General features: G+C 48.4%; 7 protein-coding genes, 2 rRNA genes and 1 riboswitch (1 of these 10 cut by a window edge). Of the genes, 2 read left to right on the top strand and 7 right to left on the bottom strand.

Annotated elements, in window-relative coordinates:
• Positions 1-4: 4 nt before the first annotated feature.
• The 4 genes from ACJJIC_RS08860 to thiC form a co-directional block, all read right to left on the bottom strand.
• Positions 5-811, bottom strand: a complete 807-nt coding sequence (locus ACJJIC_RS08860; protein WP_108734076.1) for a thiazole synthase — start codon at positions 809-811, stop codon at positions 5-7.
• A 2-nt stretch (positions 812-813) separates the two neighbouring features.
• Positions 814-1,014, bottom strand: coding sequence for a sulfur carrier protein ThiS (thiS, locus tag ACJJIC_RS08855; protein WP_444910198.1), 201 nt, complete (start codon positions 1,012-1,014; stop codon positions 814-816).
• Complete coding sequence (thiO, locus tag ACJJIC_RS08850; RefSeq protein WP_445356787.1) at positions 1,014-2,090, bottom strand: glycine oxidase ThiO; 1,077 nt, start codon at positions 2,088-2,090, stop codon at positions 1,014-1,016. Before thiO ends, thiS begins: the two co-directional genes overlap by 1 nt.
• A gap of 106 nt (positions 2,091-2,196) precedes the next feature.
• Positions 2,197-4,107, bottom strand: coding sequence for a phosphomethylpyrimidine synthase ThiC (gene thiC / locus ACJJIC_RS08845; protein WP_445356786.1), 1,911 nt, complete (start codon positions 4,105-4,107; stop codon positions 2,197-2,199).
• An 84-nt stretch (positions 4,108-4,191) separates the two neighbouring features.
• Positions 4,192-4,290: riboswitch (TPP riboswitch) on the bottom strand.
• Between the two features lie 273 nt (positions 4,291-4,563).
• Here thiC and ACJJIC_RS08840 point away from each other — a divergent pair.
• Positions 4,564-5,490 (top strand): SGNH/GDSL hydrolase family protein, encoded by a 927-nt coding sequence (locus ACJJIC_RS08840; protein ID WP_444884140.1) that lies wholly within the window; start codon positions 4,564-4,566, stop codon positions 5,488-5,490.
• Positions 5,491-5,568: 78 nt separating this feature from the next.
• Here the strand turns inward: ACJJIC_RS08840 and ACJJIC_RS08835 are convergent, their stop codons facing one another.
• Positions 5,569-7,137 (bottom strand): thioredoxin domain-containing protein, encoded by a 1,569-nt coding sequence (locus ACJJIC_RS08835; protein WP_445356785.1) that lies wholly within the window; start codon positions 7,135-7,137, stop codon positions 5,569-5,571.
• 414 nt (positions 7,138-7,551) lie between these two features.
• On the opposite strand from ACJJIC_RS08835, the gene ACJJIC_RS08830 reads away from it, so the two are divergent.
• Positions 7,552-7,689 carry a thiamine pyrophosphate-binding protein gene (locus ACJJIC_RS08830; protein ID WP_444910973.1) on the top strand — a complete coding sequence of 46 codons (138 nt, stop codon included), beginning with the start codon at positions 7,552-7,554 and terminating at the stop codon, positions 7,687-7,689.
• An 879-nt stretch (positions 7,690-8,568) separates the two neighbouring features.
• Here the strand turns inward: ACJJIC_RS08830 and rrf are convergent.
• Both rrf and ACJJIC_RS08820 read right to left on the bottom strand, forming a co-directional pair.
• Positions 8,569-8,684, bottom strand: a 5S ribosomal RNA gene (rrf, locus tag ACJJIC_RS08825).
• Positions 8,685-8,888: 204 nt separating this feature from the next.
• Positions 8,889-11,592: ribosomal RNA gene (locus ACJJIC_RS08820) — 23S ribosomal RNA — on the bottom strand (it continues 178 nt past the right edge of the window).

The following is an 11,592-nucleotide window of genomic DNA, read 5'->3' as shown; positions in this document are numbered from 1 at the left end:
AATACTAATCCTGCAATATGCTCTCTGCCTGCTGCCAGAAAGGCATATCCAGGGTGGGGGTGCTGGGGCTGGCAGTTTGACGCCTGAGCATCAAGCCGGCATTAAAGGCGGCGCGCCCAGATTCCACAGCCAGTTTAAAAGCATTAGCCATCAGCACCGGATCCTGGGCTTTTGCAATCGCGGTATTCAATAACACCGCATCAAAGCCCATCTCCAGTGCTTCTGCCGCCTGTGATGGCGCACCGATTCCGGCGTCAATAATAAGCGGGACATCACTCAGGCGCTCGCGCAGTGTTTGCAGGTTATATTTATTGAGCAGCCCCTGCCCGGTACCGATGGGAGCCCCCCAGGGCATTAATACCTCGCAACCCACATCCAAGAGTTTTCGACACAGCACCAGGTCATCCGTGCAATAAGGCAAAACCTTGAAGCCTAGCTGAATTAATTCCCGCGCAGCTTCTACCAAACCAAAGGGGTCTGGCTGCAAATTGTAATCATCGCCAATCACCTCCAGCTTGAGCCAATCGGTCTGGAAAATTTCCTGGGACATTTTTGCCAGCTCCACCGCTTCTCGCGGCGATTTACAACCGGCAGTATTGGGCAACAGCTGACAGCCGGACTCGCGAATATAATCCCAAAATCGATTGTCCTGCTGCTGTGCCGGATTTTGCCGGCGCAAAGACAAAGTAATAATTTCTGAAGCTGAAGCTTGCACGGATTCGCGCATAATCGCTGGGGAGGGATACAGGGCGGTGCCCACCAAAAGTCGGCTGTTAAATGTTTTTCCGTAAAGTGTTAATAGATCGCTCACCTTTACCCCCCCACTACCGGAGCAACAATATCCAGGCTATCGCCGTTATTTATCTGTGTACTGCTATATTCCGTACGGGGAATAAATCCACCGTTGATCGCAACGGCAAACGTTTCTCCGCGATAGCCGAGCTGCTGTAAAAGCACAGAGAGTTTTAGCGGGGATTCAAGGCTCTGTGTTTCCCCATTAATTAGTACCTGCATCAAACCCCCTGTAACAGTTGTTGTGCCACTTGATTCTCCACTTGCTCCACTACTGCCGGCGCTAAAAGATAACCGTGACGGTAGAGACCATTCACTCGAATCAGCCCATACTCGCCGTGGATATAAGGCATATTATCCATAGTGGCGGGGCGACAATTTACGCGGGTCTCAACAATACGAGCCTCGGCAAAAGCCGGGTTGAGGGAGTAAAGCGCGGAAGAGAGTTCCATACTGGAGCGCACGGAAATGGGCGACAGATCTTCGCTCTCAATTTCTGTGGCGCCGATTACAGTGCGTCCATCGCTACGGGGTACAGCGTAGAGCTTATAGCGTGGGTGGAGCAGGCGCACTGGACGCTGCAAAACCACTTCCCGGGATTCCACCACCATCACCTCACCACGGACGCCGCGCAAGCCTTCAATCTGTCCCTTGGCACCGAGACCACGGCAGTCGATCACGCAATCAAATTGTTCGCGCTCCGAGTTCACAGAGATATACCCGGCTTCGCAATTTACCTTGCTGTGCTCTCGCAGAGTGACAGCACCTCGGTGCAACACCCTGAGTAATGCAGGCAATAGGCGGTGATTATTGATATCCGCCTCACCCCGCAGGTAAAGCCCCTGCTCAAAGCCATGTAAGGATGGCTCTAATTTCGCTAAAGTATTGCTATCGAGTGGCTCCAGCTGCTCCCTGGCAGACTCGCCCAACTTGCCCTGTAGCTCCCGCAGGAATTGCAGCAGCTCGCTTTTATCCTTGCCATGAGCAACCAGCACTGAGCCCGCTCGGCGGTATTCCACGTCCTGCCCGCTCTGCTCCTCTAGCTGCCGGACCCACTCAGACCAAAGCTCAAGGCTTTTTAACCCCAGGCTATAAATGTGTTTATTACTATGTACCAGCTCCGATAAAGGCGAGATCATTCCCGCAGCTGTCCAACAGGCTCCACCTTTTGATTCCGATAAGTTACCGGCCTCAAACAGGGTGATATCTACATCAAGCTGACAGAGCCTCCAGGCGAGTAATCGCCCCAACAGGCCGCCACCGGCAATAGCCACTTTGGCTTTGGTTTCGTTTGACACAGCTTACCTATCTTCACAATTCCAATTGGATACCAGCGATAGCAAGCTCCTTTTACATCACTGTATTTCTAATATGCTGGGGGAGTTACCCTCCCCCAACACCCGATCAGCCCTTGTGATAAATCTCGCTGCCCATATCCTTAAATTTAACTGCCATCTCTTCCATCCCGCGTTCCGCCTCCTGTTTGGCTGCGTAATCACGCACGTCCTGAGTAATCTTCATAGAACAGAATTTAGGCCCACACATGGAGCAGAAATGCGCTACCTTGCCGGATTCCTTCGGCAGGGTTTCATCGTGATAAGAGCGCGCGCGCTCCGGGTCCAGACCAAGGTTGAATTGGTCTTCCCAACGAAATTCAAAGCGGGCTTTTGACAGAGCGTCATCGCGCTTCTGTGCCCATGGATGCCCCTTAGCCAGGTCTGCGGCATGGGCCGCAATCTTATAGGCCATCAGACCTTCTTTAACATCCTCTTTATTGGGTAGGCCCAGGTGCTCTTTCGGTGTCACATAGCAGAGCATGGCACAACCATAAGTGCCGATAAGTGCTGCACCGATGCCGGAAGTGATGTGGTCGTAACCGGGAGCAATATCTGTCGTTAATGGGCCAAGAGTATAGAAGGGGGCACCGTGGCAGTGCTTCAACTGCTCATCCATATTTTCTTTGATCTTATGGATAGCCACATGGCCAGGGCCTTCAATCATGGTCTGTATATCGTGCTTCCAGGCAACTTCGGTTAATTCACCCAGCGTATGCAGCTCACCGAACTGAGCTTCATCATTGGCATCGGCGATGGAGCCCGGACGCAGGCCATCACCAAGACTAAAGCTCACATCATAAGCTTTCATAATCTCGCAGATTTCCTCAAAGTGGGTATAGAGGAAATTCTCCTTGTGATGAGCGAGACACCATTTCGCCATGATGGAACCACCACGAGACACTATCCCGGTCATTCTTTTGGCTGTGAGTGGTACATAGCGCAAGAGCACGCCGGCATGAATAGTGAAATAATCCACTCCCTGTTCCGCTTGCTCAATCAAGGTATCTCGGAAAACATCCCAGTTGAGGTCTTCAGCAATTCCATTTACTTTTTCCAATGCTTGGTAAATGGGTACGGTACCAATGGGGACTGGTGAGTTGCGCAGAATCCACTCGCGAGTTTCGTGGATATTGGCTCCGGTAGACAGATCCATTACCGTATCTGCCCCCCACTTGGTAGACCAAACCAGTTTTTCCACTTCCTCTTCAATGGAAGAGGTCACAGCGGAATTGCCGATATTTGCATTCACCTTACACAGAAAGTTGCGCCCGATAATCATCGGCTCCACTTCCGGGTGATTAATATTCGCTGGGATAATTGCGCGTCCTTCTGCAACTTCCCTACGAACAAATTCCGGCGTGATTTGTTCCGGGATGTAAATACCATCACGTGCTTTTTGGTATTCACTCTCACTCATCTCCGCCGCTAACTTTACGCGTCCCATATTTTCGCGGACTGCGACAAACTCCATCTCCGGCGTGATAACGCCACGGCGGGCATAGTGCATTTGCGATACATTACTTCCCGGCTTAGCTCGGCGCGGACTGGGAAGCTTTTCGAAGCGAATGTGGTCCAGCCCCTGGGCCGCCATACGCTGCTGACTATAGGCCGCCTGACGGGAGTCCAGCTGCTCAGTATCTCCTCGTGCCTCTATCCAGCCTTTGCGTAGCTTGGGCAGACCTTGGCGTACATCGACTTTAAAATTGGGCTCTGAATATGGCCCGGAGGTATCGTATACGGTGAGAGGCACGTTGGGTTCTAAAATAGGGTTATCGGCATCCCCACCTACCACACTATCCCCAAGACAAATCTGGCGAGCGCCAACCTGGATACCAGGGGTTTCACTAGGCAAAAACACCTTGCGCGAATTGGGAAAAGACTGAACCGTGAGATTCTCAAGAAATTCTTTAGCGGAATCGCGACTGGCAGCGCGGGAGGACTTTCCGGCTTTACCGGATTGTTCAATGATCTCAGACATGCGTAACCTTAAAACTTGGGAATTTAAAGGTCGCAGCATCCAGGGCAGTTACAAAGAGAAAAGACGCCAAAATGTAAAAAACAGGCGACTTCAGATCTTGTTCCCTACGCGGGGGTTACCCCGATCAGGTTCAACGGATCTCGCAACAGCGATCTCAGCCCACAGGCACTCCGACAAGTAATGCGCAGTATAGAGGAAGCCATCGAATATGAATAGGTGGTCTATCAAAGAGCCGTATCTAGGTCTAACAACAACCATCATTTGAAGTGAAACCAAAATCACTTAATGTTCTCGACGACAGAATTTCAACATGCTTCAACTTATTAAAATCTGACCAACTAGTCTAGCGCATTCACAGTAGCACCTCTCACCCACCAACCTAAACTCCTCAGGTTCACCGATATAGCTTTAAAACAATAACTATCTACGACGAGAGTCGGTGTGGGAGAAATCACAATGTGGAAAAGATACGGAGTTATAGCAGTCTTTTTTTTAAGTGTTATGTCGCTGCCATCAGTGATGGCAGCCCCGTCAAAATCTGTCGCTGCAGGAGACAGCATTACCATGGCATTCGGTGCAGACTGTACACGCAATAAGTATTTTTGGGACCTATTTTGCCTCCTGGGTGGAGATCAACCGGAACACTCTTGGTTTGATGGTGACAATAATTCTGTAGAAAGTATTTACGATAGATATAAAATTATTTCGCCCAATATCGCTGCAAATAAAAAAGCGGCTGAATCCGGTGCCGAGATGCGTGGAGGTAATAAGAATTTTGCAGTGCAGGCCGATCGCATTTTGGCTCAAACCAATGTGGCAGATCATGTTGAAATCGTTCTTGGCGGGAATGACATCTGCAACCGAGATTGTGCCGATCCAGCCAACTGTAATAACCCACTATATACCGACAATGAATGGCGCTCAGCTGTTCAAGCCGGCTTGGATAAACTCGTCGACGGCCTTCCCAATGGCTCCACCATTCTGCTCGGATCTGTACCTAGGGTACAGGATCTTCGTGGAGCAGGCCTGGAAAAGCAGGCGGAAAACTCCCGAGTAGACTGTGAAAACGTTTGGTCAACATTTGGTATCTGCCGAATTGCAACCAACGGCGGTATCATGAACGGAGAGGACTTCACCACCCGCTATAATGCGATTACTGCAGCCCAGCGGCGTTACAACGAGATTCTTGCCGAGGAAGCCGAAAGTTACAATGGTGTTAATGGTGTTGAGGTTATAGCGGAATACACTGGTGAAGATGAGGTAAATGCTGGGACTTTCCAGTTTGGAAAGGACGATGTGGGTGGTGGAGACTGTTTCCATCCCAGTGTACAAGGCCAAAATATCGTTGCCGATATCTTTTGGCAGGGTAATCCCGATAAGTAAATAACTTCCCTAATCGGTGAACATTGGGCTCTCTGACTAGAGCTTTCATGAGAGCCCAAGTTTATCTCACAGCCTAAACTATTCTCTTTCTGTGTTTGAATTTTTCTCAAAGTAGCTAAACTCTTCAACTACATACTGTATACGTTGTGGTAGTCCCTTTCTCATAAAGACCACATCAATAAGCTGGCCACTAGAAAGCGCATCCCACAATTTATTTTGACCGCTATGTACCCAACTATCATTCACTCTCAGTAATACATCATTTTCTTGAAAACCCAAGGCAGTGAAGAACTCATTATCTGCGACACCTTCAAGTCGCATCAAATGGTGTCCCTCAACTTCCAATTCGGCCTTGGTAAACTTAGCCTCCAAAGCCTGTCGCTGCTCCAAGTGACGACTTAACCAAGCCTGCCCTAGAGTCAGCACACCAGAAGAGGCTATCAACTTGCGGGTTCCAGGGCCCAATGGCTGCTCTATACGTCGCTTCAACTCCTCACTTTGTCCATGAATGTAGGTGAGTAAAACCTCAGCGCCCTCTCTCCCCTTTAAGGGTAACTTTTCCAGTCCGCCTCTACTCTCTATCACTGCGAAATTAGAGTGGATGCGCAACAATAAAATATTGTCTGAAATTTTTTGCCCTGCACTGAAATACTCCGCAGTAGCTTCCTTTACTGCAATCAAAGCTTTCGACTTACCTTCTACAGTTGATTCGCTAACCCCCAGTAACATTAGTGGCAATCTGGTAGCCGGTAGATTTCTATCATCAATCGTTTCGCTATCCTTCCATCTATACTTTTCTTTTGATTTTATCCCCATAGATTGCAGTTCTTTATCCACCCAAAAAGCATACTGCTCAAAGTTACGCACCCCTTTCAGATACAACCCATTAATAAAAATGACCGGTACATTTTTAAGACCAAGATCTAGTGCACGATCCCGGGACCCTACTACGGAATCTTTTGGGCTATCACTGGATAAGCAATCTTCAAAAAGATGAATATCTAATTGCAATTGCTTGGCCAACTGAAGGTAAGTATCACTATCAAACTCAGGAGTTAGAACATACAAGGCATCGTGATACTCCCAAAATTTATTCTGCACCGCCGCACAACGCGCTGCAGATGCAGCTTGAATTCCTTCACGATGAAATTTAAGCGGAAAATCAAAGTGCGTTTGACGAACCCAACCCTTATAAACCTCTAGTAGACGGCGTATTACAGGCTGTATCGTTTTGCAATGTGGAGACTGGTAAGAACAATACATCTCCAAGGTGACTGGAGCATCCTGATTACCCCTAATAAATTTAGAACTCTCGGGCAATTGAATTCGTGGCGGCTCGGGCAACTTCAGATAAATCTCTATATCATCCCTCTTCGAACTAAAATTAGCTTTTTCATTCACCAAGGCATCCAGCCTAGCCAAACGCAAATTATATTTTTGCTCTGCAATATCATAAAAAAACAGCTGTAAATCATTATCCAACTCCTGCAATGTAATATTATTACTGCCAATACGCGCCACCACTTCAGAGCCAACACCTGGTTTAGGACTCCGCAAGCCCTCTTTTCCTTCTTCTGTACACGAAGAAACAACACAGGTAAAAATAACCAATATAATCAGCCGAAATCTCAGCTTAAAATTTTTCATTATAATCCCCCTGTCTTCCATGCCGATCCTAACAAGCTCACGACCTGCGACCTAACAATTACAAAATAAGCGCCAAAATCACCCTAAAATTGGGATCCTTGTTCATTTACCTGTCAGAAATTTCTTTATGGATCTACATCTATCTGGACAGATGTGTTTAGCGCCATCACTGATAATACCTTCGGCTAACACCTGCAAAACTGATCGACATTTAATGAGAAACTGGCCAGCTTCCCAGATTAAAAATTTATCTTATTTAAACCTTGGCTGAAAAATTATCTATGAATAAGATTCATATAAGTGTTTCAGAACATATAACTTCCTATTTTTAAAATGAAGGGATTAAATTTATATTTGGAATCCCCTCAGAAAAAATATACGCTTTATCGATGTAAAAAATAGCTCCCTCTTACGATTTGTTTTCGTTTATCAGAACAAACCGTTTTATTTATGACAGTTATGTATGGCCTGGCAACTGGGAACGCCGGTGCCTGCTATGGAACACTTGGACCAGAAACCACTAATATGCTAGTGGAAATCGCGGATACGTAAGCGGATAGCACGCCTCTCGTGCCCATCAGTGCTCAAGCTGGTATCGAGGGGCTTTATAAAGAAACGTCTCAATATATTGCTCTAGTAAAGATGCTTGAGCTCATCACCAAGTCATCAAAAATGATTATAAATCCAGAATTCACTTCCGAGCTGGTACGTGCAGCTTTCTAAACCTCATAGGAGGATCAGCCAGGAGCCTGTTATCTATGTGCTCCCGAAGACATTTTTCCCTTGTGTCATGGCACGGTTTGAGCCAATACCCAAGGTGCCTTGATTCAATTCACTAAGGCTCAAAAATGGATAGAGCTGTGTATAACTCAGGGATATCCACGCTCAGGCCCCTGTTTCCGCGGAGGCCTTTTCAACGGGTAAAAAAACACCAGCCATTTATCCACTTTCCAGCGCTTGGCGTTATTAACAGAAAGTCTGGATAGACTTGTGCATAACTGCGGTATATCCGCGCCAGGCCCCGTGGTTGCACAGGTTCATTAAAACGTGCAAAAAATCACCGGTATTTTCATTGGTATTTCTGCGCCGTTTTTTTCAACGCAATAATTTTTCTAGGCTAAAGAGCACTTTTTAATTTCAGGTATTTTTTTGGTGGTGCCTGAGGTGCAGATTAAATAAAGCGCGTTATTTTTTTGTATTTCCACTTTCTCCTTACAGAAAAAATTTAAGAAAGCGCTTTATTTATAGGAGGGAAGGCTCCTCGGAGCTTTTTAGAGCCTGCGCTTTTTTCATTGGCTTTTACCGAGTTGGATTTTTCAGCGGGAGTGTTGCGAGTAAAAATTCGATTGAGCTTTTTATTTTTTGATGTATTCAATATTTTTTTGCACATAAAAAAAGGCCACCCTATTGGGTGGCCCTTTCGGATTAGAAGCCTGACGATGACCTACTCTCACATGGGGAAGCCCCACACTACCATCGGCGATGTTGCGTTTCACTTCTGAGTTCGGCAAGGGATCAGGTGGTTCCACAACTCTATTGTCGTCAGGCAAACTGGCTTGGGTTGGCGTTGGTCTTATAAGCAATTTTGCTTGGCCTGCCGTGTTATCGCTGTTTGCCTCGGTCTGCTGACCGGCGATAACCCCAAATAAGTCGGTAAAACAATCTGTAGTAATACACCGCAAGCGATCATTGTGTGTCTTTCATTCCACAATCCGCTAGCTTAGCTAGCCGTTAGTAACCATCTCTGTTGTATGGTCAAGCCGCACGGGCAATTAGTACTGGTTAGCTCAACGCCTCACAACGCTTCCACACCCAGCCTATCAACGTGGTAGTCTTCCACGGCCCTTTAGGACTCTCAAGGAGTCAGGGAAATCTAATCTTGAAGGAGGCTTCCCGCTTAGATGCTTTCAGCGGTTATCCCGTCCGAACATAGCTACCGGGCAATGCCACTGGCGTGACAACCCGAACACCAGAGGTTCGTTCACTCCGGTCCTCTCGTACTAGGAGCAACTCTTCTCAAATTTCCAACGCCCACGGCAGATAGGGACCGAACTGTCTCACGACGTTCTAAACCCAGCTCGCGTACCACTTTAAATGGCGAACAGCCATACCCTTGGGACCGGCTTCAGCCCCAGGATGTGATGAGCCGACATCGAGGTGCCAAACACCGCCGTCGATGTGAACTCTTGGGCGGTATCAGCCTGTTATCCCCGGAGTACCTTTTATCCGTTGAGCGATGGCCCTTCCATACAGAACCACCGGATCACTATGACCTACTTTCGTACCTGCTCGACATGTCTGTCTCGCAGTCAAGCGCACTTATACCATTATGCTCATTGCATGATTTCCGACCATGCTGAGTGCACCTTCGTACTCCTCCGTTACTCTTTGGGAGGAGACCGCCCCAGTCAAACTACCCACCATACACTGTCCTCGATCCGGATAACGGACCAGAGTTAGAACCTCAAACATACCAGGGTGGTATTTCAAGGACGGCTCCACAGTAACTAGCGTTACTGCTTCAAAGCCTCCCACCTATCCTACACAAGTAGGCTCAAAGTTCAGTGCAAAGCTGTAGTAAAGGTTCACGGGGTCTTTCCGTCTAGCCGCGGGTACACTGCATCTTAACAGCGATTTCAATTTCACTGAGTCTCTGGTGGAGACAGCGTGGCCATCGTTACGCCATTCGTGCAGGTCGGAACTTACCCGACAAGGAATTTCGCTACCTTAGGACCGTTATAGTTACGGCCGCCGTTTACCGGGGCTTCGATCAAGAGCTTCGCCGAAGCTAACCCCATCAATTAACCTTCCGGCACCGGGCAGGCGTCACACCCTATACGTCCTCTTACGAGTTTGCAGAGTGCTATGTTTTTAATAAACAGTCGCAGCCACCTGGTCACTTCGACCGGCCTCAGCTTAGGGAGCAAGTCCCATCACCAAAACCGGCGTACCTTCTCCCGAAGTTACGGTACCATTTTGCCTAGTTCCTTCACCAGAGTTCTCTCAAGCGCCTTGGTATTCTCTACCTGACCACCTGTGTCGGTTTAGAGTACGATTCACTATTGCCTGAAGCTTAGAAGTTTTTCCTGGAAGCAGGGCATCAACCACTTCACCCACTAAGTGGGCTTCGTCATCAGTTCTCAGCCTTAGGGACCCGGATTTGCCTAAGTCCCCAGCCTACAACCTTAAACATGGACAACCAATCGCCATGCTGGCCTAGCCTTCTCCGTCACTCCGTCGCAGCAATAGCGAGTACAGGAATATTAACCTGTTTCCCATCGACTACGGCTTTCGCCCTCGCCTTAGGGGTCGACTAACCCTGTCCCGATTAGCGTTGGACAGGAACCCTTGGTCTTCCGGCGGGGAGGTTTTTCACCTCCCTTGTCGTTACTCATGTCAGCATTCGCACTTGTGATACCTCCAGCAGACCTCCCGATCCACCTTCGACGGCTTACACAACGCTCCTCTACCATGCTCCTAAGAGCATCCGCAGCTTCGGTTACCAGTTTTAGCCCCGGTATATCTTCCGCGCAGGCCGACTCGACTAGTGAGCTATTACGCTTTCTTTAAAGGATGGCTGCTTCTAAGCCAACCTCCTAGCTGTCTGGGCCTTCCCACATCGTTTCCCACTTAACTGGTATTTGGGACCTTAGCTGGCGGTCTGGGTTGTTTCCCTTTCCACGACGGACGTTAGCACCCGCCGTGTGTCTCCCGCGATTGCACTCCTCGGTATTCGGAGTTTGCATGGGGTTGGTAAGTCGGGATGACCCCCTAGCCCAAACAGTGCTCTACCCCCGAGGGTGAGACGCGAGGCGCTACCTAAATAGCTTTCGAGGAGAACCAGCTATCTCCCGGCTTGATTAGCCTTTCACTCCGATCCACAGGTCATCCCCTAATTTTTCAACATTAGTGGGTTCGGTCCTCCAGTTGATGTTACTCAACCTTCAACCTGCCCATGGATAGATCGCCGGGTTTCGGGTCTATTGCCTGCAACTAAACGCCCTATTAAGACTCGATTTCTCTACGGCTCCCCTAAGCGGTTAACCTTGCTACAGACAATAAGTCGCTGACCCATTATACAAAAGGTACGCAGTCACCCCGAAGGGCTCCTACTGCTTGTACGTATACGGTTTCAGGTTCTATTTCACTCCCCTCTCCGGGGTTCTTTTCGCCTTTCCCTCACGGTACTGGTTCACTATCGGTCAGCTGGGAGTATTTAGCCTTGGAGGATGGTCCCCCCATATTCAGTCAAGATAACACGTGTCCCGACCTACTCGATTTCACTCTAAATGCCTTTTCGTGTACGGGGCTATCACCCTGTATCGCGGTACTTTCCAGAACCTTCCACTAAAACATAAAGAGCTTAAGGGCTAATCCCCTTTCGCTCGCCGCTACTCAGGGAATCTCGGTTGATTTCTTTTCCTCCGGGTACTTAGATGTTTCAGTTCCCCGGGT

Source organism: Microbulbifer mixtoriginis (SeqCode) (assembly GCF_052468275.1).
Note: the sequence above shows the minus strand (reverse complement) of the source record. Positions and strands in the feature narration are given on the sequence as shown.